24 protein-coding genes, 1 other RNA gene and 1 pseudogene are annotated in these 26,193 nt (G+C 41.5%); 3 read left to right on the top strand and 23 right to left on the bottom strand.

The window, feature by feature from the left end:
* Nucleotides 1–28 precede the first annotated feature (28 nt).
* Together IGJ42_RS08080 and IGJ42_RS08075 are read right to left on the bottom strand one after the other, a co-directional pair.
* Nucleotides 29–1,375: a DEAD/DEAH box helicase gene (locus IGJ42_RS08080; protein ID WP_005236016.1), complete on the bottom strand. Its 1,347-nt coding sequence runs from the start codon at nucleotides 1,373–1,375 to the stop codon at nucleotides 29–31.
* 58 nt (nucleotides 1,376–1,433) lie between these two features.
* Entirely contained in the window at nucleotides 1,434–2,597 is a 1,164-nt protein-coding gene (locus IGJ42_RS08075; protein ID WP_430616102.1) for a VanZ family protein, read from the bottom strand.
* A 93-nt stretch (nucleotides 2,598–2,690) separates the two neighbouring features.
* Between IGJ42_RS08075 and IGJ42_RS08070 the strand changes: the two genes are divergently transcribed.
* Nucleotides 2,691–3,017: a hypothetical protein gene (locus IGJ42_RS08070; protein WP_086332375.1), complete on the top strand. Its 327-nt coding sequence runs from the start codon at nucleotides 2,691–2,693 to the stop codon at nucleotides 3,015–3,017.
* Between the two features lie 158 nt (nucleotides 3,018–3,175).
* Here the strand turns inward: IGJ42_RS08070 and IGJ42_RS08065 are convergent, their stop codons facing one another.
* From IGJ42_RS08065 to IGJ42_RS08030, 8 genes are all read right to left on the bottom strand, one after another.
* Nucleotides 3,176–3,409, bottom strand: a complete 234-nt coding sequence (locus tag IGJ42_RS08065; protein WP_005236021.1) for a hypothetical protein — start codon at nucleotides 3,407–3,409, stop codon at nucleotides 3,176–3,178.
* Nucleotides 3,406–3,786 (bottom strand): hypothetical protein, encoded by a 381-nt coding sequence (locus tag IGJ42_RS08060; protein ID WP_005236023.1) that lies wholly within the window; start codon nucleotides 3,784–3,786, stop codon nucleotides 3,406–3,408. Before IGJ42_RS08060 ends, IGJ42_RS08065 begins: the two co-directional genes overlap by 4 nt.
* 83 nt (nucleotides 3,787–3,869) lie before the next feature.
* On the bottom strand, nucleotides 3,870–4,529 hold the full coding sequence (locus tag IGJ42_RS08055; RefSeq protein ID WP_086332374.1) for an HD domain-containing protein: 660 nt from the start codon (nucleotides 4,527–4,529) through the stop codon (nucleotides 3,870–3,872).
* A 147-nt stretch (nucleotides 4,530–4,676) separates the two neighbouring features.
* A complete protein-coding gene (locus IGJ42_RS08050) occupies nucleotides 4,677–6,191 on the bottom strand; it encodes a carboxypeptidase M32 (protein ID WP_005236028.1) in 1,515 nt (504 codons plus the stop codon).
* Nucleotides 6,188–7,351: a THUMP domain-containing class I SAM-dependent RNA methyltransferase gene (locus tag IGJ42_RS08045; RefSeq protein ID WP_086332373.1), complete on the bottom strand. Its 1,164-nt coding sequence runs from the start codon at nucleotides 7,349–7,351 to the stop codon at nucleotides 6,188–6,190. The genes IGJ42_RS08050 and IGJ42_RS08045 overlap by 4 nt, the downstream gene beginning before the upstream one ends.
* Before the next feature lie 66 nt (nucleotides 7,352–7,417).
* Nucleotides 7,418–7,783, bottom strand: an RNA gene (gene rnpB / locus IGJ42_RS08040) — RNase P RNA component class B.
* 19 nt (nucleotides 7,784–7,802) lie between these two features.
* Nucleotides 7,803–8,213: a cell division regulator GpsB gene (gene gpsB / locus IGJ42_RS08035; RefSeq protein ID WP_005226142.1), complete on the bottom strand. Its 411-nt coding sequence runs from the start codon at nucleotides 8,211–8,213 to the stop codon at nucleotides 7,803–7,805.
* Between the two features lie 71 nt (nucleotides 8,214–8,284).
* Entirely contained in the window at nucleotides 8,285–8,830 is a 546-nt protein-coding gene (locus IGJ42_RS08030) for a DUF1273 domain-containing protein (RefSeq protein ID WP_042890769.1), read from the bottom strand.
* 70 nt (nucleotides 8,831–8,900) lie between these two features.
* On the opposite strand from IGJ42_RS08030, the gene recU reads away from it, so the two are divergent.
* Nucleotides 8,901–9,539, top strand: a complete 639-nt coding sequence (gene recU, locus IGJ42_RS08025) for a Holliday junction resolvase RecU (RefSeq protein WP_005236038.1) — start codon at nucleotides 8,901–8,903, stop codon at nucleotides 9,537–9,539.
* Nucleotides 9,529–11,850: a PBP1A family penicillin-binding protein gene (locus IGJ42_RS08020; RefSeq protein ID WP_223347094.1), complete on the top strand. Its 2,322-nt coding sequence runs from the start codon at nucleotides 9,529–9,531 to the stop codon at nucleotides 11,848–11,850. Before recU ends, IGJ42_RS08020 begins: the two co-directional genes overlap by 11 nt.
* Before the next feature lie 75 nt (nucleotides 11,851–11,925).
* On the opposite strand, the gene IGJ42_RS08015 is transcribed toward IGJ42_RS08020, so the two are convergent.
* The 13 genes and pseudogenes from IGJ42_RS08015 to IGJ42_RS07955 form a co-directional block, all read right to left on the bottom strand.
* A complete protein-coding gene (locus IGJ42_RS08015; RefSeq protein WP_086332370.1) occupies nucleotides 11,926–13,125 on the bottom strand; it encodes a hypothetical protein in 1,200 nt (399 codons plus the stop codon).
* A complete protein-coding gene (locus IGJ42_RS08010; RefSeq protein WP_422705965.1) occupies nucleotides 13,125–13,976 on the bottom strand; it encodes a hypothetical protein in 852 nt (283 codons plus the stop codon). The genes IGJ42_RS08015 and IGJ42_RS08010 overlap by 1 nt, the downstream gene beginning before the upstream one ends.
* Nucleotides 13,977–14,097: 121 nt before the next feature.
* Nucleotides 14,098–14,577, bottom strand: coding sequence for a signal peptidase I (gene lepB / locus IGJ42_RS08005; RefSeq protein WP_430616099.1), 480 nt, complete (start codon nucleotides 14,575–14,577; stop codon nucleotides 14,098–14,100).
* Nucleotides 14,578–14,595: 18 nt separating this feature from the next.
* Nucleotides 14,596–16,647: pseudogene (locus IGJ42_RS08000) on the bottom strand (glucosaminidase domain-containing protein).
* A 299-nt stretch (nucleotides 16,648–16,946) separates the two neighbouring features.
* Complete coding sequence (locus tag IGJ42_RS07995) at nucleotides 16,947–20,000, bottom strand: pectate lyase-like adhesive domain-containing protein (protein WP_430616097.1); 3,054 nt, start codon at nucleotides 19,998–20,000, stop codon at nucleotides 16,947–16,949.
* A gap of 1 nt (nucleotide 20,001) precedes the next feature.
* Nucleotides 20,002–21,129, bottom strand: coding sequence for a DUF916 and DUF3324 domain-containing protein (locus IGJ42_RS07990; RefSeq protein ID WP_086332367.1), 1,128 nt, complete (start codon nucleotides 21,127–21,129; stop codon nucleotides 20,002–20,004).
* Between the two features lie 13 nt (nucleotides 21,130–21,142).
* Nucleotides 21,143–21,955 (bottom strand): WxL domain-containing protein, encoded by an 813-nt coding sequence (locus IGJ42_RS07985; RefSeq protein WP_430616094.1) that lies wholly within the window; start codon nucleotides 21,953–21,955, stop codon nucleotides 21,143–21,145.
* 42 nt (nucleotides 21,956–21,997) lie between these two features.
* On the bottom strand, nucleotides 21,998–22,801 hold the full coding sequence (locus tag IGJ42_RS07980; RefSeq protein ID WP_008379814.1) for a WxL domain-containing protein: 804 nt from the start codon (nucleotides 22,799–22,801) through the stop codon (nucleotides 21,998–22,000).
* Between the two features lie 14 nt (nucleotides 22,802–22,815).
* Complete coding sequence (locus IGJ42_RS07975; protein ID WP_086332365.1) at nucleotides 22,816–23,190, bottom strand: LPXTG cell wall anchor domain-containing protein; 375 nt, start codon at nucleotides 23,188–23,190, stop codon at nucleotides 22,816–22,818.
* A gap of 600 nt (nucleotides 23,191–23,790) precedes the next feature.
* Nucleotides 23,791–24,447 (bottom strand): endonuclease III, encoded by a 657-nt coding sequence (gene nth, locus IGJ42_RS07970; RefSeq protein WP_005236053.1) that lies wholly within the window; start codon nucleotides 24,445–24,447, stop codon nucleotides 23,791–23,793.
* 24 nt (nucleotides 24,448–24,471) lie between these two features.
* A complete protein-coding gene (locus tag IGJ42_RS07965) occupies nucleotides 24,472–25,173 on the bottom strand; it encodes a DnaD domain protein (RefSeq protein ID WP_005236055.1) in 702 nt (233 codons plus the stop codon).
* A gap of 111 nt (nucleotides 25,174–25,284) precedes the next feature.
* Nucleotides 25,285–25,671, bottom strand: coding sequence for a RidA family protein (locus tag IGJ42_RS07960; RefSeq protein WP_005236057.1), 387 nt, complete (start codon nucleotides 25,669–25,671; stop codon nucleotides 25,285–25,287).
* Nucleotides 25,668–26,108, bottom strand: a complete 441-nt coding sequence (locus tag IGJ42_RS07955; protein WP_005226158.1) for a Fur family transcriptional regulator — start codon at nucleotides 26,106–26,108, stop codon at nucleotides 25,668–25,670. The genes IGJ42_RS07960 and IGJ42_RS07955 overlap by 4 nt, the downstream gene beginning before the upstream one ends.
* Between the last annotated feature and the right edge of the window lie 85 nt (nucleotides 26,109–26,193).

Below are 26,193 nucleotides of genomic sequence, written 5' to 3'. Positions count from 1 at the left end.
TCTTCCTTGACTGCTGTTTTGGTAAGCATTAGCTATTCGAATTTTTCTTGTTTTTGCGGGCGGTTCGAGTCGTTTGACGACGTTCGATCTTCCGTTTTTCTTTGTTCTTCTTATCAACGGCCCATTGAATTTTTTTCTTGTAGCCAGGCTTGATTTTTTTCTTCTTTTTCTTGACTAAGCCAATCAAGGTTGGGTCTAATTCGTCACGAGATTTTTCCCGCTTTTGCCGACGATTCCGATCGTAAGTCGCAACGATCTCGCCATTTTTGATTTCCTTCGGTTGGAAAACAACCCCTAGATCTTCGATGGCTTGGATTGCCCCTTCATCGCTTGGATCATATAAAGTGATCGCGGTCCCATCCATTTGATTTCGACCGGTCCGACCAACACGGTGGATAAAGAAATCCAAATCAGCTGGAATCTCGGCATTGATGACATGAGAAACCCCTTCAATATCAATTCCTCGCGCAGCTAAATCTGTTGCGACAACATATTGGTAGTCCAAATTTTGCACTTGGCGCATGATCCGTTTTCTTTCACGAGGACTGATGTCGCCGTGGATCTTCGCTACTTTTAAGCCTTGTTCCTTTAAGTAATCCGTAATTTCATCCACACGGCTCTTCGTGTTGGCAAAAACGATGGCAAGATAGGGATGGCCTGTAGTCAATAATTGATAGATCAATTTATTGGTATTTTTCCCTTTGGTAGAAATCAACCAATTCTCGATCGTATCAGAGATGACTGCTTTCGATTTGATTTCTTCGATCAATGGATTGGCCATGTATTTTTTCAAGAATGGGCGCAATTTCTCTGGAATCGTTGCGGAGAAAACCAGCATTTGTAGTTTCTCAGGCAAACGCCCCGCAATTTGATCGACTTCTTCCAAAAAGCCCATATCCAAGGTCATGTCTGCTTCATCCACGACAAATACATTGGCAGTGTGAACCCCTAAGGCTTGTTCGTTGATCATATCCAAGATACGACCAGGTGTCCCAATCACGACATGGGGCTGTTGATTTTGCAGACGGCTCAATTGGCGCTGTTTATCCGTTCCTCCAACAAAATTTGACACACGAATCTCCGGATCATGAAACCCGCCGATCTGTTTTGCGGCTTGATAAATTTGTGTGGCTAATTCACGACTCGGTGCAGTAATCACGACTTGCACTTCATCTTTTTCGGCATCAATTTTATCCATCAATGGCAGTAAAAATGTATGGGTCTTACCACTCCCAGTCTGAGATTGTCCAACAACACTACGGCCTTTTTGGATAACAGGTATCAATTTTTCTTGCACTTCTGTTGGATTAGAGAACTTTTTATCAGCAAGTGCTTCATAAATAAATGGTTGAAATTTAAATGACTCAAAAGACATTCAAACACCTTCTTTCTTTTAGCATCCTTTGGATTATAGCATATGTTGCCTTGATTTCCTAACTTTCTTTTGTCACGGGTTTTGGATCAATCGTGCTAATTGTATACGTTGCACTGCGGCGTTCATAGAAAAAGCGGCTTTCTTTTTTTATTGCAGCCCAAAAGAGATTCATGTAAAAGCCAAACTGGATCAAGCCAAAAATGACCACCATCAATAAACTGACGACCAGAAGCAGCGTATTATCCGAATCAAGAAACGGTGCAAAAAAGATGTTGACCCGACTGATGCTGGCATAAATCAGATAAAACAAACCATAACGTTTCAATAACGCAACCAAGCTGACCCTCTGACGGGCTTCTTGCATGATTTTGATTCGTACGAGTTTTTTTCCAATCGTTTGTCCTTTGGCAAGATAAGCAAACAACACAAAGTACAGTAATACTTCAAGAGCAAAGTACCAATAGTCCCCACTAAAGTCTCGTACCGTCTGTTGAGTAAGCAAACGAACAGCGATCACCACAATGAAACTGACCACATTCAGTATTCCCCAATCGATCAACCAAGCAAATATCCTTCGGGTTACGGTTACCCGAGTACCTTTGGCGTATGAATCGGCATCCATCTCTTCTCTTGATGGCAATAAGAACGTAAATAGCGGGGCAATGCTCCACCCCAACAATCCTCCTAGTGTATTGACAAAGAGATCATTAACATCAAATAAGCGATAAGGACGGGGATAAATAAAATAAAGTCCTGTCAGCTGAGTCAATTCAAAAAACAACGTCAGACAAAACGTAATCGCCAGCGTTTTCAGAAAAGAACACTTGAAGTAATAACGTAAGTAAACGCCGAAAGGCAAGGTCAACAATAAATTAAAGAGTGGTTCGAGAAAGACCCCCTGCTTCATGGCAGGAAGATAGGTTTGCGGGTCGTGGATATTTAAGACCGTCTGTTGGACAAAATGGTGCCAGGATGCTCCTAGCTGCAATTCCATCTTAGGACCAGTCATATGAGCTACCTCTTCAATCGAGGGCAATGGCAGAATAACTAAAAAATAGGCGCATAATAAATAGAAGACAAACGAATAAAGAACCAGTGCACGAGAAAAGATAAAACGACCGTATTTTCGATATTGGATAACAAAAAAAATCATTGATATCGCCAATGCTAGAAATGGAAAAACCAGCAGAGCAACCTTTATTGGGGTAATATAAGCGGACATAAAGAACTCCTTCACGTTTTCTTTTTATCTTACACGCTATTTCCCAAAACGTAAATTTTGGAGTATCATAAAAGAAAAGGAGGTTAAAAAACCATGTTAAATCCCTATTTTGCCTTTGGCGTACCGGCATTCCTTTTGGTTTTATATGTACCTTTTGCTCTTTTTCGCCGGTCTTCCGATATACCCTACTTAGGATTTGCCCTATTCATCATTGCTGGTTTTCTGACTGGATTTAGTTTACAAGTCATTCAACAAGCCATCAATGAAGTGGAGAAAACTTCTCTTGAACACGTGCAAGAAACCCACCTTTACTCGCCCTACTTATTAGCGATTCCATTGATTGTGGGCATTCTTTTACTTATTCTCAACTTGATTCGCGGCTATCTAAAAGTCAAAAACGTTCGTCTGCGGACAAAATAAAAGCAACCTACCTAGAAATACGAAATGATCCTGTTCCTCTTAATGGGAAATGAGATCGCTTCGTATTTTTTTTGGTAAGCTGCCTAGATTGCTAAACCCCTTCAAAAGATCCAACCACCACTCCCGTAGTAAAACAGTTTATCAACCACAAAAAGCGTTTATTCGTCGGCTAGTTCTTCATCCAGGTCTGTCTCTGACGTATCAGCAAAAGATTCTTTTACATCATCATTGACTTGTTCCAATAAATATTGCCAGTCACTATTCGACACAACCACCACATCGATATTCTTTTCTTCATCGATCAGCTCGAGATTCGAAACATCCTCTCCTAACTGCTGGAATAGGTCAATCAATGTTTTGTCTTGGAGTGTTACGTATTCAGTCCGTTTCATTCTTCTTCCCCCCATGAATCAAAAAATTCATAAAACAAGATATCGAAACTAGTAAGATCGGTCATCTTTTGTAAAGTAGATAGATCTAAACGAATAAACGCTTTTTCCACTAATAAATAATGGTTTTCTTCCAACGCTTCTTCGATAAATGGTAAAATCTCTTCCTCGTCCCCTAATGTCTCACTAGAGATTTGTTCGATTTGATCAAACAAGCGATCATCTTGCAACAAAAAGAATTGATCGTCGTAAAGATAGACTGCGATTTGATATTGCCGGATGGGTAGCTCAGCCCGAATGACAAAAAAGCATTCCCCTGAATTGGAAATCGCTGGCAATAGTTCACTCGGTTGTAATGCCTGTTGGTAGTACATTTCCATCCCTCCTTTGTACTTACTATTATAAAGAACAATAAAGGAAAAAGGAAATAATCGAATTGCAGTTTAAAAAACTCTAAACAAAGTTAGACATCCCATTCTGCATAGAATTCTTCTAAAAAATCCTTCATGAAAGCCACGCGTCGCTGAGCTTCTTTTTTGCCATAATCCGTGGTCATCTTTTCAGGGAGCAAAAATAGTTTCTCATAAAAATGATTGATCACCGTCGTCCCTTTTCGGTAATCCTCATGATTTTGAAACGTCTTTGGGGCTAAGTCACTGACATGGATCGGGTGTTGATGACTGCCACCAAAATAGCTCGTCCGTAAAATACCGATCGCACCTAAAGCATCGAGACGATCTGCATCACGAACGACGCGGCCTTCTACTGAGACAACTTGTGCGCCTTGCAAAAGTTCTTTTGAAAAAGACAGATTTTCGATAATAGAAAAAATTTCTTTCGTTTGTGCTTCACTTGCCCCTGCTGCAGTCAAACAAACTCGCACTTCGGCATAAGCCGCTGTGACATCCGCCACAATTTTGTCATCCACCGTATCATGCAAGTAAGCTGCTGCCTGTACGACAAAACGATCAACCGCCAATTCGTCGGCATCGATGATAGCTTGACTTAAGCCCGCCACCCGTTTGACATGATCAAACCCATGTCCTGTGTAATCATTCCCCAAAATACTTTCGGCATAGGCAATTACTTTGCTAAGATCGGTAACATTGTTTTCTTCCTTCATCTTTCTCCTTCTTTCGATACGAAAGCAGCAAGCCTTCCTTTTTTCAGTGGTTATCGATACAAAAGGAAAAGAAGTTTAACAAAACGAGCACCCCACGAAACAGTTAGGGCGGCAACGTCTTGCGAAGCTTCTTTTCACTCGTTTCTTTTAAGCGAAATCTTGCGTCTCGCTGATTTTATAGACACTAAAATAGATCTTACGTAAATAGTCTAATAGATATTGAGGATTCAATAATTCATCCGTTGCATCTAAAATCAATTCATTTGGTTTCTTTGATGCCCCATATTGATGGATATTTTCAGTCAGCCATTTACGAATCGGTGAATAATCATCTGAAGCCAACACTTCATCGACATTGATTTCTTTTTCCATCGCATGCAGTAATTGCGCGGCATACATATACCCTAACGCATAGGATGGGAAGTAACCAAAGCTGGAACCTGACCAATGAACATCTTGTAAGATTCCTTCAAGGTCATTCTCTGGACGAATCCCTAAATATTCCTCGTATTTGTCATTCCAGATTTTCGGCAGTTCATCGATCGATACTGTTTCGTTAAAGATCATTTTTTCGATCTCGTAACGAATAATGATATGGATTACGTAGGTCAAACTGTCAGCTTCAATACGGATCAAGCTGGCTTTAGAATGCTTCAAAGAATCATAGAAGGTGTCAAAAGACACATCATCAAACGAGCCTTCCGCACATTCTTGGAAAAATGGGTATTGCTTGGCCCAGAAATTGCGATTACTGCCGATAATGATTTCATTAAAAAGCGATTGAGATTCGTGGATCCCCATAGACGCTCCTTCATGAACCGGTGTTCCTTCGTATTTTTCGTCAATATTTTGCTCGTACATTCCATGTCCGGCTTCATGAATTACACCGAATAGTCCCATTGAAAAATCGTTTTCGCTCCAACGAGTAGTCAAACGCACATCGTTGTGATTGATCCCCGTAGCAAATGGGTGGACCGTATTATCCAAGCGGCCGCGAGAAAAGTCATAGCCTAAGTCGGCAATCACTTTTGAGATAAATTTACGTTGCTGCGCTTCGGTCATCTTACGTGACAGGATCGAAGTATCTGGTGCTGTTCCTTTTTCAGCCAATTGACGACGAATATCCATGATACCGTCTCTCACTTGTGAGAAAACATTATCCAAGATCTCAACCGTCATATTTGGTTCGTATTGGTTTAACAACACATCATAGTTTGTCAGCTCATTCTTCTTCCAATAAGGAATCAATTCTTTCGTCAAGCGAATATTTTCAGAAAGTGCGTCTTTAAATAAAGAAAAATCTTTTTCTTTACGGGCTTTGAGCCAAGCAGTATGTGCTTTTGACGTTGCTGCGGAAGCCGCCATCGCCAACTCATTTGGTACATCTTTTTGCAATTCATACTCTTCTTTGACTAGCTGATAAGCCGCTTTCCCAACCTCTGATAATTCTTCTGGGTGTTTCCCAAAATAGCTGATTGCTTCTTGGATCGGCTCTCCAATTTTTTTGTCAAAATAGAGGCCATATAAATAGCTGTCAACTTCCGCCCGGTAATCACTGGCTTTTTCTGGCATCCCCGTTTGATTGTCCCAGCCTAAGATCCCCATTGCTTGTTGTAATAGATCGATTTCTTTTAATTCTTTCAGAAATTCTTGTTCTTTCATTCAGCAAACTCCTTTTTGCGTGGCGGACGTTGCCCCCAGTATTGGAAGAGATCGGTCCGAATCGCACCGTTGTATAATTTGCGTTTTTTTGTCGCTTTTTCGCCGTAATGGGTCTCAAAAGTCAAGTCACTGGTCAAAAAGTATTTACTCCAGGTTTTAAGCGGTCGAAACACTTGGCCCATTTCTTGATACAGTCGCTGAACAGACTCTTCTTCTCCTAAGCGTTCGCCATAAGGAGGGTTAGCCACAACGACACCATACTCTTTTTCTGTTTTAAAGTCTTTAACAGCTTGTTGTTTGAAGGTGATCGAGTCTCCAAGACCTATTTCTTCCGCATTCCGGCGGGCGATCTCAATCATTCGACCATTGATATCCGAACCGGTAATATCTAATTCGACATCATAATCTGCTGCTTCATCTGCTTCTTTCCGTACTTTTTCAAATACTTCTGCTGAGAACCAATCCCACGTTTCGCAAACAAATTCCCGATTAAATCCAGGGGCGATATTATGGCCGATCAAAGCTGCTTCAATACACAATGTGCCTGATCCACAAACGGGATCGACAAAAGGCTTGTCTTTGTACCAATTTGTCAGCATCACTAAAGCCGCAGCCATGTTTTCTTTCAGAGGTGCGCCCCCTTTTTCTAAACGATAGCCGCGTTTAAACAAACTAGGGCCAGTCGTATCCAATGTGATCATCGCATGGTCTTTCAATAAAGCGACTTCTAATTGGAAAAAAGCGCCAGTTTCAGTCAGCGGCACACTTGCCGGACGATGATATACTTCTCTTAAGCGATTGACGATTGCTTTTTTGGTAATCGCTTGGCAGTCAGGTACACTATACAATTTTGATTTGATTGATTTTCCGGCTACTGGAAATTCAGCGTCTAACGGTAAAAAGTCTTCCCACGGTAACGCTTTAACTTCTTCAAACAGCTGATCGAAAGTCAATACGTCAAATTCCCCAACGACGATTTTGATACGGTCGGCTGTACGGAGCCACAAGTTCGCGGTAGCAATGGTCTCCATTGTCCCTTTAAAGCGCGCTCGGCCGTTTTCAACCTCACACTCGATCCCTAAATCCCGTAATTCTTTGCCCACTAGTGCTTCTAAACCGCTCGCAGCGGTGGCAATACAATTAAATGTTTTTTCAGTCATAACGCTCTCCTTCTTGGTATAAAAAAACCTTCCGTTGCTGGAAGGATTCCCTGATAGGTTGTGATTTTCTATAAGCCATGTTTTGTCCGTATTTTCCTCAGGGAGAAGAAAACACTGGGTAATTATCTATCTGCAATTACTTGCCTTCTTGCTCCGTTCATTTCCGTGCAAAAAGTGCCCCTACCATTGTTTGGGTTGCTCGCTCGAGGGGTTTACCGCGTTCCACCAAGACGGTTTCCCGGCTTGCTTCGTCACTGTGGCACTTTCAAGGATACTTTGGCATAGCTTGCACCTTAGCCATTTTTCCTGCCGTTACTTTCTCAAGTACCCTAGCTTATGGTTTCGCTAGGCACGAACACTACAAGCGTCTCAGCTTGTGCGAGCATGGACTTTCCTCAGCATAATCGAGTTATGCCGCAATTACCCGAAAACCACAACTATCTTTTCTACATTAGAATTGACGGGTTTTTTCGTTGTCATCTTCAAAATCAGCATTTGTATAGTTGCTGTTGTATGAAGAAGAACGAGTGACAGGTTCTGATTCACGATCAAGCTTTTTGCCAAAAACTTCTTTTTCAAGATTAGACAAACGTTTTAAAATATCAAAATTTGTGACTGTTTGGCTTTTCGGTGCTTCTTGTTGAACACGAGAAGCGATTGCTTGGTTTTTCGACAATTGATCGATTTTCGCTGTCAGACGATCGTTTTCTTCTTGCAGGGCTAAGATCTCTTTATTGTAGCTTTCGTAGTCTTTAATGATATTATCTAAAAACTCGTCCACTTCCACTGGATCATATCCACGCATTTTTGTTTTGAATTCTTGTTGCAGAATATCTTTTGGACTATAAATTAAATTTGCCATTATTTACACCTCATTGTTTATTCCAAATGGTTTTCACTTTCTAGACCATTCTATCAAAAAATATACGAAAATCAAAGTAAATTACTATCAAATGTTGCGTTTTGTAAATCATCCATTGTTATTTGATGAATAAAGTAGGGATTTTGCTCACTATAGGCTTTCGCATCTCTTAAGAAATAATTAGGTTTTCCTGGAAATTCGTCATCATATAACACAAGTGCGCCTTCAGTATGCTCCAGTAAAAACGCTGTATGATTTCTTAATTGACTGGGGTCTTGGTAAGGCTTATGGCTGGTGGCATTGACATAATCGGCAAATGACTTCGCTGTTTGCAGTGCCTGCTGATTTGTTTCGTTCCAATTTTCACCAAACCCTTCAAAAGGAAAAATAATTCCTAGTTTCAGTTCCGGGTATGTTTGTTTTAATTGTTCAATGACTTCGGCACACCACAGCTCTGCTCCAAGATTCCCGCTGATCAAGAGCCATTCTAGCCCTTCTTCGACATAATTGGTCAATGCCGACATTATTACTTTCTTAATAACTGCAATCTTGGGATCTTTTGCTTGAAAGACACCTAATTCATAATTACGATAGCCAGTAAAGTATAAGGTTTTCATTGTTTCTCTGGTCATCTCTTTTCTTTCCAAACGACTTTTTGGTATAATGTTGCCTAGGAGTGTGAACAACATGGTTATTCGTTACCCGAATGGACAATCTACTACCTATGATGACGGCAAAAAACAAAAAATGCAAGAAAAACTAATAAAGCCAAAAACGTATGCCAATCGTGGGATGCGTTTTGAAGAAGCGATCAATGAAAGCAACCTTTATTATTTAAATCGCAAACTTGCGGTCATTCATAAGAAACCGACACCAGTTCAAATCGTCAAGGTAGATTATCCGAGAAGAAGCGCCGCAGTAATTAAAGAAGCCTACTTTCGAGAGGCCTCTACCACCGATTACAATGGGGTTTATCAAGGGCAATATATCGACTTTGAAGCGAAAGAGACTCAAAACAAAACGTCATTTCCCTTTAAAAATTTTCATCCACACCAAATCAAGCATATGGAAGACTGTTTGGAACAAGCGGGATTATGTTTTGTTCTTTTATGGTTTTCTAGTCTACAACGCTGCTTTTTTCTAGATAGCAAGTGCTTAGTTTCTCAGTGGCACCTGCAAAAGGAAACGGGAAAAAAATCAATGACACTGGCCTATATTGAAACGAATGGGATTGAAATTATCCCTTCAATTGCGCCGCGTATTCCCTATTTAAAAGCAGTTGATCAATTTTTAACGATGAAGGAGAATGATGAGTATGGCAAATGAATCACAATCGAGGACCTCTCGGCATGATTCTAAGAAAGGCACTGCTAAAAAAGCACCAAAGCCCCCTAAAGCCAAAGGCAAACGAAGTATTGGGAGTATTATTTTAAAAGTGTTTATGGGCCTATTTTTCTTAGGCTGTATCGGGATTTTATCAGGAATGGGGCTGTTTTGGTGGTACGCCAAAGATGCACCAGCACTTGATGAAACACGTTTGGATTCGACTGTTTCTTCGCGCTTTTATGCCTCCAACGGTGAATTGATCACTGAATTCGGAAGTGAAACGAGAGAAAAAATCACCGCAAGTGAGATTCCCCAACTGCTGGAAGATGCGATCGTCTCTGTCGAAGATCGTCGGTTCTATCAGCATATCGGGGTCGATCCGATCCGAATCGTTGGTTCTGCATTATCCAATGCCACAACCGGCGGTATGCAAGGCGGAAGTACGTTGACTCAGCAATTGATCAAGCTGTCCTTCTTTTCTACCAGCGCCGAAGATCAAACGTTACGAAGAAAAGCACAAGAAGCTTGGATGGCGGTTCGGCTTGAACAAACCAAATCAAAGCAGGAAATTTTGACTTACTATATTAATAAGGTATATATGTCCAACGGGGTTTATGGAATGCAAACAGCTGCTATGAAGTTTTACGGCAAACCTTTGGCTGAACTAGACCTAGCGCAAACCGCTTTGATTGCTGGTTTACCAAATGCCCCTTCTGCGTTTGATCCATTCGCTCATCCTGATAATGCGAAAAGTCGTCGAGATGTGGTTTTAGGCGCAATGCTTGAAAACGAGAAAATCACGCAAGCAGAATATGATGCCGCCGTTGCCGAGGATATTCAAGAAGGCTTGCAGAAAAACCCACGAGAAAATCAAGAGTGGAAATACTTTGATAATTACTTCAACGAAGTGATCGCAGAAGTCAAAGAAAAAACCGGCAAAGATGTTTATACCGATGGCTTAGATATTTACACCAATGTCGATATCGATGCGCAAAAACGGTTATATGACATCGTCAACAGCGATGATTATGTTAATTATCCAGACGACAAGATGCAAGTTGCCGCTACCTTAGTTGATGTCAATACGGGCAAAGTCACGGCTCAAATCGGTGCCCGCAACGTTGATGACGTTCTCGCAAACAACCTGGCTGTCAACGTCGCTCGGGACTTTGGATCGACCGTTAAACCGATCACAGACTACGGCCCTGCCTTCCAATTTCTACAAGACTCTACCGGTAGAATGATTTTAGATGAACCTTATACTTATAAAGGAACCGATATTCCTGTGTACAACTGGGATCGCCAATATATGGGCAATATCACGCTTCGAACTGCTTTAGCAGAATCCAGAAATGTACCAGCAGTGAAATTGTTTGATGAAGTTGGAGCGGATAATATCGCCGACTTTCTTAGCGGGTTGGGTATCGAATACCACACGATTACTCAATCTAATGCGATTTCTAGCAATACGGATAAATTAGATGGCACAAAATATGGGATCTCCAGCCTGAAAATGGCCGCTGCTTATGCTGCGTTTTCAAACGGTGGCACCTATTATGAACCTCAGTACGTCAACAAAATCGTCATGCAAGATGGGACCGAAGATGAAGAATCCTTTAAAGTTGATGGTCAAGAAGCAATGGATGATACGACGGCTTATATGGTGACCGATATTTTGAAAGATGTTATTTCTGTCGGTACTGGGACCAATGCGCAAATCGATGGGTTATACCAAGCAGGGAAAACGGGAACTTCCAATTACACCGATGACCAGCTAGCACAACTGGATACATCAAACGGTGCTTATCCGGATATAACTTTTGCCGGCTATACTCCCTCCTACTCATTGGCGGTATGGACCGGATACAACGACAAAATGACACCAATCACTGATAGTAGTACCCATGTGGCTTCAGATGTCTATCGTGAATTGATGCGCTATGTTTCTGCTTCTGTAGAAAACACGGACTGGACAATGCCTGACGGATTGACACGGATCGGAAGAGAGCTTTATCTTGAAGGGACATACACGCAGCCAAGCTATTCAGCACCAAGTTCTTCCAGCAGTAGTTCGTACGTTGAACCGACGACACCTTCTACAGAAAGTAGTGAAGCAACACCATCAAGTACAACAGAATCATCAAGCGAAGTGACACCCCCAGTGACAACACCTGATGAGGATGATTCATCTTCGGTCGTTACACCTCCTGCTTCTAGTCAGGATCCTGGCTCAACAACGCCTTCCAGCAGTGAAGAAAATCCTTCTTCACCGCCGGATCCACCAGAACCAAATGATGGTAACTCCGAATAACTGAGAATAGTGAAAAACAGTAGATCAGATTTTGATCTACTGTTTTTTTAATAACGACCATATAAATGTAGAAGCTTACTTTTCAAGCTCTTCAAAAAGCAATTTTTTATCTGAAAGCTGATAAACTTGATTATGCAGATCGTCAAACAAATGAATCACATTTTCTTTCGTCTCGTTCACTTCAAAAAGAATCTCCTTGGCACGATCATGAATGCCATCGATTCGCATTTCTGTCGTACGGATCATTCGTTCAGATTCGATCTTCGCTTCTTGAATCGTGCGATTTGCTTTTCTTCTAGCAAAGACTAAAACCTCACTGATTTCTGTTTGGAACTGCTCGTTTTCGATTTGTAGGGTTGCATTTTCTTCCCTTAGTGCTTCGATCTTCGCCTGAAGCTCTGCGACTTCTTCATTTGATTCGCTAGCTGAAACTTTTGCTGCAAGCTCTTCTTTTTCTGCCAATTGCTGTTTCAAATCAGCAATTACTTCTTGCAACTGCTGGATTTCTTGCCGCTTCAACGTCCATTCAGCGCGTTCCTTTTCGTAATTTTGTTTCTCTTTTTGCTCTTTTTCTTGCTGAACAGCTAACTTAGCTTCTAATTGCTGGATCTTTGCTTCAAGTTTTTCTGTATCTACTTTTGTAAGCTGTTCTTCTAGGTCTTTGACTTTCTTATTCGCTTCTACTAGCGAAGCTTTTAATTCTTTTGCCTCTGCTTCTTGTTGAGCCACTATCTTCTGCTGTTTTTTTAACTGTTTTTTTTCTTCCTGTAGTTGCTCATTTTCTAAAATCAATTCTTTAATTTCAAAAGATAAATTTTCAATCATATGATCCTTTTCTTGTTCTTCTGACTCTTGCTTATGTGTCTGGTTTATACTCAATTCTTTCTCCATACGTTCTCCTTTGTCTTCAACGAGTTGACTATCTTTGGCGTGGTTATCACGGTTACCAGAGGATTTTTGCTGCACTGCTATCTTTTTGACACTTTGATCTGTCTGTTGATCAACAGGCACTCTTTGGTGAGAAATCGGTTTTGCTAAAGTCTGTGCGACAGGTTTCGCTGTTTCTTTCTGGGTTTTAGGGGGTTCATTGTCCGCTTGTCGATTGGTTCCTTTCTCTTTTTTTTCAGGCGTAGCCTTTGCGGACCCTTGATCCTCAATGATTCCCTCTTCTTGATTTGTCTCCTCAAATTCATTCAGCTCTCCTATGGATAATTGATTTACTTCATCCATTAGCTTTTGGACAGAAAACAAACCTTTGTTTTTCTTTTTCATCATTAATTTTTCACACTGCCTTTTTGTTCATTTGTATTGATCGTTTCACTTTGATCCGTTTGAGGAGTAGAGGATATGCTTTCGCTCCCCTCGTTATTAGCTACTTCTTGAGCGTCAGTGTTTGGAAAGCTGCGTTCTAAAAGGGTCCAAACTCCATTCTCATCACGAATGATCGTCTGCTCAAAGGACTGATCAGAATCCTTGGAAAATTGAACAGAGAAGGTTCCTTGGGTGATCAAGGGAACGTTCTGCATATCATGTAGTAGACGAGAAAAATTTTCTTCCCATCCGTTTAAGTCATCAATTGATGGTAATTTGCTAGATAGAACAATCGAGATTTCTTGCAAGGGCTGATCAACAAAAATCATCGCTACGGTGCGACCTAGATATGGTGATAACTGATAGGCCAACTCATATTCAGCTGCAAACTGTGCTTCACGATCATTGGATACGAGTAAATGCTCCCAATCAATCGCTTCAAAAGCAAAGCCGTTCTCAGGATAAGCAAAAATCGGCATACGCATCCATTCCGTTTGCTCAGTTCTTAGCGCGAAGACTTCCTCTTTCAATTGACTGGTTTCTTCTTGCAGCTTTTGCAAATGAATGCCGCCTGTCAGTTGAAAAACTGTTAATAGCAAGACACTTACGATTATGGCACTACTGCATCCCAATACAATTAGCAAGTGCCCACTACGCAGGTTGTGCTTAAATAAACGCAGTTTCCTTTTGGCTAAAGCATCTGACGACAGCTGCTTTTCAACTTTTCTTAATAAATATTCTCGATACAATCGCCAACCGATGATACTACCTGCTCCAATGGCAAGTAGTATCATCCCAATATAAATAAAAATCACAGTCTCTTCCTTCCATCAAAACTAAAATTCGTTTTATTCATCCCTTTTGATACAAACTTAGTCTCGTTGATATGTTGCAAGAAATGAATCATCGCAAGCTTCCTTTCAAGAAGCTGATGTGTCAGAAGAACGTGATCACCACACCATAAAAGGTTTTACTTGAAATGATTCCAAATTCTCTACTATCACTTGAAGTGAGCAGTGCATCGCCAACGACATAGTACTCATCTTCTTTGAGGTACCCCCGAATCGGCAACGCCTCAAAGGCTTCATCCTTCACAGTGATCATAAATGAAAAATCAAAGTCAGTATCCTCCGCCCCAATCAATAAACGCTCCTGTGTACGAACGAAGGAATCTCCCGGCACACCAATCACTCTCTTGACCAAAAATTTCCCTTCCTGTTCGAAAGCGATCAGCTGATAGCGATTTGGCTGGCGCTTTTTATGGATCAGCACAACTTGTCGATCCTCGATCGTCGGCAGCATGGACGCTCCTCTGACTAACGCCAGTCGATACGGCTGAAGAAACGCAATAAGCAAAAGGACCATCAAAAAGATACCGCTGATAGGAAGACCTATTTGTCTATGCCTTTTACTCATATTGCCAGCCCTCCATCCTTATTTTGGCATAATATATGAAACACTTGATGAGTGCGCCAATTCATTGCTGATCACGCGATAAGAGATTGTGGTTCCACCATAGACATTTCCTTCTGAAACCAAAATACCATTTGGACCAACGGCTTCAACAAAAGCGACATGACCATAACGAGGATCAGATCCAGCTGTTCCAGGTGCAAAAGAGATCATACTGCCTGCTTTAGGTGTTTGACTGACGTTGTAACCTAAACGTCGTCCGGTATTGCCCCATTGACCACCATTTCCCATGTAGTCATCTACTTGACCGCCTAATTGACTCACGCGATTGAACACATACCAAGTACATTGTCCAACAGGATACGAACCAGAAAGATTGTAGTCACGACCGTTGTATTCTCGAAATGTCATGAGGGAGCGATACTCTTCTGGAATTTGTTCTTTTCGTTGGATAAACAAGCCTGTTTCTGTTGCGATCACTTGGTCATATTGCGTCAATCCATAGACCGCAATCAGTGAATTGATTTTTTTACTATAATTAACATCGGTCGCATAAGTGCCCGTCAAAGCATCTGCTGCCCGAAGATAGTTTTTTGATTCAGAGCGCCACACGTCTTGATAAAAGGTTGGATTTCCAGTGATTCCTCCGCGAATCAATTTGACATAATCAGCCATGGAATCTCGATAACTTGAATAGGAACGAAAGGCGGCTTGAATTTGGAATAGTTCTCCGTTGCCTTTATCTTCCATTGTTGGTAAAGTCACGCTGTTTCCTTGATAACTGCCTTTGATCCCAAAAAGGTTATAATGGGGACTGCTGGAAAGCCCGCTGTCGCCACTGCCGCTTTCAAGGATCGCTTGCGCGATCAATACAGAAGCAAAGACATCGTATTCTTGCCCTAAGCTTTGGGCTTCTTGTGCCAATGTTTCAATAAACGTCTAGGTCTTTTGATTCACTGTAAATTCGTAAGGGGCTGGATATTCAGTAACTAGCTTTTCGCCATATGTAGCCAATTCAGGATTTGATAGCCGTCTGATCGATAGCAGCTCTTCGATAGAAACCCGCTGAACTTCGATGGCAGTTTTCGTTGGCTCTTCTTGATTTGTCACTAAACTTGCTTGGTAACCATCTGCGAGGTAGATACCGATTAACTTATTTGCGTCATATAAAAGATCCCCCGGTTGTAATTGTTCAACCTGCTGTTCTTTTTCTATCCAGCTAGCTTCTCCTTTTATAACCGCTTTGATCCGTTCATTGATCCATTCGTCCATCGTCAATGGTTCTTCTAGTTCACCAATTTGCCCGATGATCTCGTAGACGAATGCCGCTTGCCATTGCGCATCATAATCAGCTAATATCGGCAAGGTGAAATCTAACAGATTCGAATCTGCGATCTTTGCTGCCCGAAAACTCTCTGGTATATCAATGGTACGTCCATCATAAAAAGAATTTTTCAAGTGAGAAGTAGCATCTGGTGATTGAACGACAGGGTTTATTACTTGCTCAGGTGCAATAATCGGAGGTGTTTTCGGCTCCTCTTTTTTTGCATTTTCAGTATTTTCGTTGCTCTCAGTTGAAATTTCATTTTCTTTTGGTGCCAATGACTCATCAATCAAGTCGGTCTCTTTTGGCTTGTTCTCTGTTTCTACTTCTAGATCGTCCGTTTCAGCATCTATTTTTTCCTCTTCCTCGGAAGGTTCCGCGGACTCTGATTCCTCTAGTTCGGTCGTTTCCGATGACTCGGTCGTTTGCGTTGAGTCTGCTTCTTCAGACGAATCAAGAGATTCTACAACGGTATCTGCTGTTTCTGAATCCATAAGCGGCTCATTTGATTCGGAGGATAACTCGGTCGAGCCCTCCGTTTGCTCTTTGCTGACGTCTTCTTGACTCTCTTGGGCTTCTGCTGCCGATGAATCTTGGTCATCAAGTTGCTGTTCGACATTTGTATTTTCTGAATAGTTATCAGGCTGAGGGCTTTCTTTCGCCAGTAATACGGGAGAAACAAAAAGTTGGCTTGCTAAAATCCCAGCACTGAATAATGTTAAATATGACTTCTTTTTTCTACTCTTCATACAGTTTCCTTTCTCTTGTTTCAGCCGGCATCATTGGTTTTGATCAAAACCTGACGAACTGATTCAAAGTTGCTTGAATAGTTTTTGCACGAGTTTAGGTGAACTCTGTATCTTCGCGATTATTTTTGAAGCAAACGATTGATTTAGCTAGCTTAAGCAGATTTTGCTCAGCAGCGTGATCTACCATAAAAAAGCGTTAAAATCCACTGCTTTTCAACCGATTTATTCACTGTCTTCCTATCAAGAATGGAAGCTGTCATAGGCGTCAACAGCTTCCATTTGATAAGATTGAGCATCGATCATTCGGTAGATGGGACAAAACTTAACTCCCATTCAATCGTTGCTTGATAGGTCATGTTACGCGGATTTGATCCAATGGGTACTTCAAGTTTGACACTATCCCCCATCGTCCCCATATCCCCGTAGCGCTGAATCCAGGTACCGCTTCCTTCATTTGCATCCGCTTCAGCGATCAAAGCGGGTACCCCAGGATCAAGGATCATTGATTCACTATAAGTGGGAGGAATTGCTGAATTGGCGGCATTCGTCAGCATAACTGCATTTTCTAAAATAATTCGTGCACCCCGAAGTTCTTCTCCTCGATCATTACGAAATCCTGCAGCGGATAATGTCGCGTTTAATTCCCAGCCGGTAAATTGAGCGCGCCGGTCAGAAATCTGCACGTAATTTGGTCGTTCCTCAGTTACTGAGCCATCAGCACTGCTAAGACGTTGTGGCAATGCCTTGTACTGTTTGGTATCTGCACTTATTGATACATCTCCAAAGCTATACTGGGAGATGAAATCGATACTGATAAACCCTAAATGTTCTGGTATATCCGGTTTATTTTCTGGATTCACTTCAATATCTGGCGCGATCGGATCTCGTGGATTCATTGTGGCAATCTCTTGAACAACTGTTTCAGCTGTATCAAATTTTCCATTTAAGAAAGCGTAAGCCGTCACCGTATTATGTTTTGTAAACCGCTCCCCCTCGGCTAAGGTCAAGCTGAAATCACCATTGGCATCTGCTTGAAGATGAAACAAGCTGTTATCATCAAAAGAGGGTGATTGCAGTTGCGGTGCGGGAATCGCTGGATCTCCGTCAAAACGAATCACACTATATGGTGTGGCTTTTCCCCTAATGATTCTTGAGCCTTCCAGTGCCGGATCTTCCGTTAATGGTTCTAAATGAACCTCGACATCTGGAATATATTCAAATAGAATACGTTGTGCTCTTGTGGTAAAATTCGCGCGAAAATGATCAACGATCTCTTGTGAGATGGAAGAAACATTCGAAATCGATGACAAGGTAGAGGCAAAATTCACTTTTAAATTGAAGATTGGACTCCAACTGAAGTCTGGTTCCTCCGTCAAGTTTCCATGCCGCCATTGCTTCGCTGCTTGAATATCCACATCTAATAGCCCGCCGCTGCCGGAAATCGAAATAAGGCTGCTATTTGCTGCATTTCCGGTAACCGCCCTTGTTTTCTCTAAATTGATGCGTTGTGCATCCGCAAAAGTGAAGGTTGAGGCCGAGCTCAAAAATGTCATCAAGGAATGAGAGGGATTGGTTCCGTCCGACTTAATATCCAAGACTCCTTCTTTAGCAACAATAAATGTGGCGGCACCGGCTACATGGATCACTCCGGAGGTGGTGGTCCCTTGATTCACTGCATCAATTTCGACACTGCTTTTATTTCCAATAAGCATCGTGCTTCCAGCACCCATGTAGATAATGTTATAGCCCCATCCATTGAGGCTTGTGGTACGTCCGTCAGCTCTGATTACCACTTTGCTATCCTCAGACATTTCAAAGTGGGCGCCGCTAGCATACATACTGATTGCGGGGGAGTTGGCTCGAGCGTTCAAATGAAGCTCTGATCGATTACCGATATCGATCCGACCATTTTGAATGTAAATATTTGCCCCAAAGGCTTCTCCTCCTGTACCAGCTGTTCGCAAGGTCATTTTCACATCATCGCCAATAATCATTCGCCCCGTTGCATAGTACAAATAAATATTTCCCGCATTAATCGTTGACATGTCAACTACTGCGTTATCGAGAACTTCTAATTGGGTTATTTCCATATTTACCTGATTCGTTGCGTTGATCGTTTGTACTCGTCCTGATCGGGACGTATACGTCGGTGATTGATGCGATGTTACCTCGCCAGACATAACGACAGGTGTTGCGTGCGAGTGAATCAATTGATTTCCCGCATTGGTCAAATTATGGTAGCGCATTCTGGATAGATTCTGTTGGGGAATGCTCATATTCGTAAAATTCATGAAGCCATAATAGTTGCCATGAACGATATCGATATTTTGGTACGTGATGTCCCACGGCGTTGCACTATTGACGGTACTATCATAAAATCCGACAGCAACAGCTCTAAAGTCGATTTGATACCCATTGCCTTCGATCACAAGCGTTCTTGAAATTCCAGAAGCATTGGTCCAAATATAGGCTAATCCATTTGTTGGGTTGGAAGTTGCACTTCCCGCAGCGACTCCAGAAACTCCTTGAGTAGGATTGTTTGATGATTCAAAGTCATTTACGATATTGATATAATTTACTTCTCTATTCACGATTGCCGCCATAAACTCTTGCCAGTTGGAAACATCCCGGTGACTGATTTCGTCTAACGGTGTGACTGGTTCTGTCAATTGGGCAATTGCTTCTGCTTGGTCAGCTTCTGTGTCTTGCTGATTCTCATTTAGGTTCGCGTCATTAGAAGGTTGCGTGGTTCGTTCCCCTTCCTGCGGCGTGTCTGATGGTGAGACCTCTGTCTCGATCGTTTCATTATCTGCATCATCATCCAAGTCCTCTTCCCCGTCATCTTCTGCCTGTACTTCGATCGTTAGTTCCGCTTCACCTATAAAAAGTCGATAATCGCCTATTTTATTAAAGACGATAGGAATCTCGAACTCCATTAGCTCTTCATCAAAGGTGAGCGTCCATTCCTGTTCTTCTTCAGACAGCTTCTTATTCTTCAATTCTGCAGCAAATTCTTCTTCCACGATCGCTGCTTCTTTCGCTACAACTAGCGTAATCTCATTTAAAGGTTGGCTTGATACGACGAAAACGTCGATCGGTTGATCCACGACACCTTCAATCACACTAACTGGAAACTGAAAAAAAGGTTGATGGATGTCAAATTCTTTTGTTTGGATCGGTTGTGTTGCTTTATCAAGCAAGGACATATTCTGCGTTTCGTCCAACGGTTCAATCGTGTGATCGATGGCGTGGATTTCCGGCAATAGGATACTGCTCAGACTTGGAAAAAAAGTTTGCACACTTAGTAATCCAATAATGATCGCAATTATTACCTTGTGCGGGGTATTCTTCATTTCAACTTTTCCCACCTTCCTTTGCATTTTTTTTCTTATGAACAATTAGGATGATCGCAATAATTAGAAGCAAGCTGATTAGACCAGCCGTGGCGATCATCCACCAATTGAGTGACGTATCTACAGTGACATCGAGTTCATTTAAGCGGCGAGCATCTTCTGCCTCTACGCTAAATGTCTGTTCCCAAGACCACTCTTCCTCTCCTGACCGAGCAGTAAGATTCAATACATACTCCCCATTACGAAAACGATCACCGTTCAAGGGAATTGGGAAATGCATATGTGAATTAGGAGCCATTTGCATAGATGATTGACTTGTTTCATATAAGATCGTCTCACCACCAACAGAACGAATTTCAGCTGTTACTTCCAATTGATTGACAAATGTTGAAGTATAATTTTGGATAACAGCGCTAAATACGTTTCGGAAGTTTACTTGATCGGCAAAAACATCAAGCAGTTCCAATCCCGGATCCGTTGCGGACCGATTGTTGCTTACTACCACACCAATGACATAGGAAAATGCATTCCGAATGCCTAATCCTTCTTCAGCAGATTGTGTTTGCTCCTCTTCAGAAATAACCTCTTTGATTCGAATGCCACCTGCCAAAACCCCTTTAAATTCCTCTTCTGGCATCGTAATCGGTAAAGAAATGATTCGTTTTTCTAATGGATCGAACGATACGGTTTCAGGCACCTCTACCAGTTCATCAATTGATGCAGGTAAAGTCGGATCAGGGGATTCTGCATCCCTGCCATATTCCACAACACCATTCACATTCGTAAATGCCGTATGGGCAGAAATTTCTATTTCGATCGCTTGATCAGAACCATTTTCGATCTCTAAAGCCAATTCATCACGTTCTCCTGCCCCAAGATTTAAATCGAAATACCCCAACGCCCCTCCTTCCAGCTGACTTTCCGGTAAGATAGGCGTCACATAAAAGTTTAATTCTGATTCTGTCTGAGCATAGCTCATTCTTGGTGAAAAAAAGAATGATAGTAGGATGACCGCACAGGTAACCGTTTTTATCCATTTCATTCTCATACGTTGTTCAGTCAAAAGTGGTTCTCCTTCCAAAAAAGGCAGGAATAATTTACTATTCCTGCCAGTTGTTTCTTGTTGCAAGCTATGATCCTTCTTACGGATTTACTGTTTCGCCGCCACTATCAACAGAAGCAGTTAGCGTCCATGTCATTTCCGCAGTATAGTTAGTTGCTAGCTGCGTGGTAGAGCCTGGTACAAATAGTTGAATATCATCATTTCTGATAATTTCGCCTTCTTGTTTATTAAGGTTTTGTTCCGTCAATTTTTCTTGATCTCCCCAGTAAATCGATGAAGCGCCCGCACCTTGACCGACCGAAGCACGCATGACAGGAATGTCTTGATCGTTGACATCTAGGATCAACGCATTTTGTTCTTCATTATTGATAACGGCACTTGGCTGTAAGTCTCGATTACCCTCGCCTTTGTTGAACACGATTTCAGGGTTTGCCAACTTGATTTTTGCCCCAGTCAAGACATCTCCTGATTCGGAAGTAAAATCAGTTAGACTAACATTTAATGTCCAACCAGCATGCGTTCCTCGGGTATCTTGCACTTGGGCAAACGATACATACGGTGTCGTACCTGATTGATCAGCCAAATTACGCTCATCAGCAACGATTGAATACCAACGATCACTGGTAGAAATAGCATTCTGACCAAAATCGAAAGTTTGTGGTGCATAAGCAATGGTAAATGGCCCAGTTTGTCCTGGCGGTGTTGGTTCGATTGTATCTACTTCTGGGTACACGACTGGCGGTTGTACCACTGTTAGATCGCTTCCGTCTGAGGTAAACCCTACAACGTTATCGGTAGTCGTTTCTAATGAAGATTGGGCAAAGGCTTGAACGCCTCCTGCTAGTAAAGTGGTGGATAATACAGCGACCGTAGCTAAACGAATCTTTTTCATTTCTAGTTCCCTCTTTCTTTTTTTATTCAGTACAAAACCAAGTTACTGAACCGTTTCTCCGTCCGGTCCAGCTGTTGCAGCCAAAGTCCAAGTAAGAGTTGCTTCATAAAGAGCAGCGTCTTTTGCTGTTGATCCAGGAACAAGTAACTCGATTCCAGCATTTTCAACAACCTCTGCACCTGCTTCTACTTGTCGATTGATTTCTTCCTGATCGCCCCAAACGACTGACGATACGCCAGCACCTTTTGTTTGAGCAGCGGTCAGAACCGAACGTTCACTATTTGTAGCATCTAAAATCAATCCATCCGCATGAATTTGTGGCTCATTTTCTTGGTTGCTTCCGTTATATTCCAATTTTGGCGAATTAAAACGAATTCTTGCTCCAGTCAGTTCATTATTCTGTGTTCCTGATTCAAAAGCACTTAAGGAAACTTTTAAATCCCAACCAGCATTTGTCCCACGCGTATCTTGGACTTGGGCAAATGAAACATAAGGAACTCTTTCTTCACTATCTTCCGCGTCTTTTAGCTTGTGTAATTCAGCCACTAGCTTATATTCTTGATCGGTATTAGAAATCACTTGCTCACCGAAATTAAGCGTAGGTGCGTAAGCAATGGTCAATGGTCCCGTTTGTCCTTCCGGGCCGACTGGATTGATCTCTACATCTGGACCATTAGGACCAGGATTTGGTGGTTGAACTACTGTCGCTTCGCTATCGTTTGGTACAAAGAGAACTTTCCCTTCTGTATCATGGTTTGTTACACTTTCAGTAGCGAAGGCTTCCGCGCTAATAGTAAATAAAGTTGCAGCTAAAACAGCTGCCGATGCAAATCGTACGAATTTCAAATTCATCCCTGCTTTCAAATTATTTGTCTTTTCTTTTTAACCATCACAAATTTTGATCGATGTTTGGTATATTGCACAAACAATACAACCAGTACAAGCAGTAATCCAAGAAAGATTACGCCGTAAGTTCTTGTCTCGTTGGTCTTTGGTAAAATACCACCTGGTTTTGCTACCTTGTTTGGTGGCGAGATATTCTTTGTAGGGCCTGCTGGCGGTGCTGGTTCGGGTTGCCCAATAGGCTCATAAACACCGGTAAAGAGCACAGAGCTTTCTGTTTCAACCGACTGCACTTCCTGAGCATTCACCGCTACCGTAGAAATAGTTATCCCATAAAAAAGAGTGCAAAACAGAACCATACGAACTAATTTCCATACCTTTTCTCCTTTCATTCTCCCTCCTCCTCTATACTTGCCACGTCTTATAAGTGATCTTTTCAAAACAGCGTTTGCCTAAGACCCGTTAACAAAAATGATTTTGAGATCGCTTCAGAATCATTTGAACTGTGCAACGCTTTTTCTGTCATTCGTAAAATAGCAGAGAAAGACTTATAACCTTTGACAAAGATCACTATACTGATGATTTTCACAGATTTGAAATATTATTTTTCACCAATGGGTGAATTTTATTATTAATTTTACGTTTTATTGACCAATAATAAGCATTTTTATAAAAAGAAAGGGTAAAAATTTTGCGAAAGAAGCCCATCATACTAAGCTTACAAATAGTTTCAAAAAAAAGGCGTATTGGAAGGTTCATTTCGCATCGAGCATCACCCCTCACACGATCTATTTGTGAAAAAACACCTGATTTTGAGTGGTGTAATCAAAAAAATTCAGTAAGCTTATGTTTTTCCAGTTACTTGAAAGGGCTTTAATAAAGGGTATTACGTTAATTACCTGTTTTTTTATCAATTTGTGCAAAAAAAAAAAAAACGCTAAGCGATTTCGCTTAGCGTCTTGATCCTAGTTACTTTTGGTTTATGTTCACCATTAGATGGTTTTCTTCCCCTTCATGCGAAGTTTTCCTTCTTGGCACATCGCCAACAACGGGCAAATCTCACACTTTGGCGCCCTCGCGGTACAATGATAACGGCCAAAGAAAATCATCGTATGGTGGGTTTTGACCCATAATGGTTCGGGAATCTTTTTCATCAACGTTTGTTCAACTTCTAGTACATTGGCATCTAATTTACAAATGCGCAATCTTTTTGACACCCGTTCGACGTGGGTATCGACAGCGATTGCCGGTATCCCATAGGCATCACCAAGTACCACATTCGCAGTTTTTCTGCCGACACCTGGCAAAGAAACCAAATCTTCTCTTGTTTTCGGCACTTCACCACCAAAACGTAGCAATAGTTCCGAAGCACAAGCTTTGATATTTTTTGCCTTGTTTCGATACAGACCGATCGACTTGATTTTTGCAATCACATCTTCTAAAGGTGCTTCGCTCAAAGCTTGCGGTGTAGGATAAGCCTCAAAAAGTGCCGGGGTGACTTTATTTACCGAGACATCTGTTGCTTGCGCACTTAAAATGACTGCGATCAATAATTCAAATGCATTTTTGGATACCAATTCACCATGCGCTTCGGGAAACATCTCGTACATTGTTTCGATGGCGATCATTGTTTTTTCTTTGCTGATCATAGGACTATTTGAACTCCTTGTCTGTTACTCTCCTTCTAACCAATTATGCATAGGGATTTTGGGCATTGGCCCTTCTTCCTGTGAAATATTCTCATTTTGAAGAAATTGTTTTTTTCTTCTTTTTTGTTCTTCCTCAACTTGCGCTTTCGACGTGATATTCTTACGTTCCCAAGAAAGTAAGATACGATCGATGTAATTTAAGCTATAAGCCTGATTCAAAACCGCTTCTCGCAAAGCAAACTGAATCAGTTCCGGATCGTAATGGTCCTCATCCAACCACTGCCCGATCCGCTGGTATTCGATTGCTGACAATGGCCGACCAAACTCGCCTTCAAACAAGCGATATAACCCACGGATTTTTTCTTCATTTGATTCTACTGCCTCATTTTTCGATTGCTGTGTCAAGAGAAATTCTAAACGGTCATAGATTCCTGTGAAATCATAATAATCAACCATTTTTCCGGCAGCATCTTTTTTTGATTCCATTCGCAGTACATCTTTTTTAAGTAATTGATTTAACCAATGATAAATTTCTTTTTGATCACTCCCCATCACAGAGGCAATCTCACGTAAATCAGGGAAATCATTTCCTTGCTCATGACTGCGATACAACTGCAGCCATAACAAAAATTCGTCATTTGTCAATCCAAGATGATGGTAATTTTCTAAAAGCAAATTTGATATCGTTGTTTGCCCTTTTGCTAAATAGTCCTTTAACGAAACCATACTGTATCCTCTTCTCCTTGATTCACCTGAAACTCTATGATCCTTTGGTCCAGGATCGATCCAATAAAAAGGGGACGACGCAAAGGCGGACGTCCCACGATTCATTCTTGGTTACGCTTTTTCTTTGACTGCTGCGATGATCTCAACTTCAACCAAAACATCTTTTGGCAAGCGGGCAACTTCTACAGCAGAACGTGCAGGTAACTCTTCATTGAACAATGTGCTATAGGTATTATTGAAAGGAACGAAATCATTCATATTTTTTAAAAAACATGTCGTCTTAACGATGTCATCTGGCGTAAGTTCCGCCGCTTCAAGAATCGCGTTGATATTTTTCAATACTTGCTGAGTCTGTACTTCAATCGTCGTACCGACAACTTCCCCCGAAACAGGATCTAATGGAACTTGACCAGAAGCAAACAAAAAGCCGTTTGCGATTTTTGCTTGAACATAAGGACCGATTGCTTGTGGTGCTTGATCTGTAGAAATTATCTTCATTTTGTTTCCTCCTCTTTCACTTGGCATTCGGGACATAGACCATAAACTTCTAGTCGATGGTTATTTATTTGATACCCAGTTAATTTCGAAGCCGCCATTTCGACATCTTCCAATCCTGGATAGTAAAAATCAGCGATCTTTCCACACTTTTGGCAGATAGCATGATAATGAGGCTCCGTTGTAAAATCAAAACGACTGGAGGCATCTCCATAATTCATTTCTTTTACAAAGCCAATTTCTGTGAACAAACGTAAGTTATTGTATACCGTTGCGACACTAATACCAGGAAAATGAACTTCAATCGCTCGATAAATCTCTTCAGCGGTCGGATGGGCATCGTGACTGGCTAAAAACTCTAATATCGCTACTCGCTGCGGTGTAATACGAATATTTTCATGTTTTAATCGTTTGATCGCTTCATCGTAGATCGTACTCACAGGAGTTCCTCCATTTCTCTTATCTCACCTATCATACTATGTAAAACCTAAAAATTCAAACAGCTTTCCTTATTTTTTCAAAGGC

This window comes from Enterococcus sp. DIV1067f (assembly GCF_050543505.1).
In the GTDB taxonomy this organism is placed as follows: Bacteria; Bacillota; Bacilli; order Lactobacillales; family Enterococcaceae; genus Enterococcus_D; species Enterococcus_D entomosocium.
The sequence above is the reverse complement of the archived record's forward strand: the minus strand, read 5'-3'. Positions and strand labels throughout refer to the sequence as shown.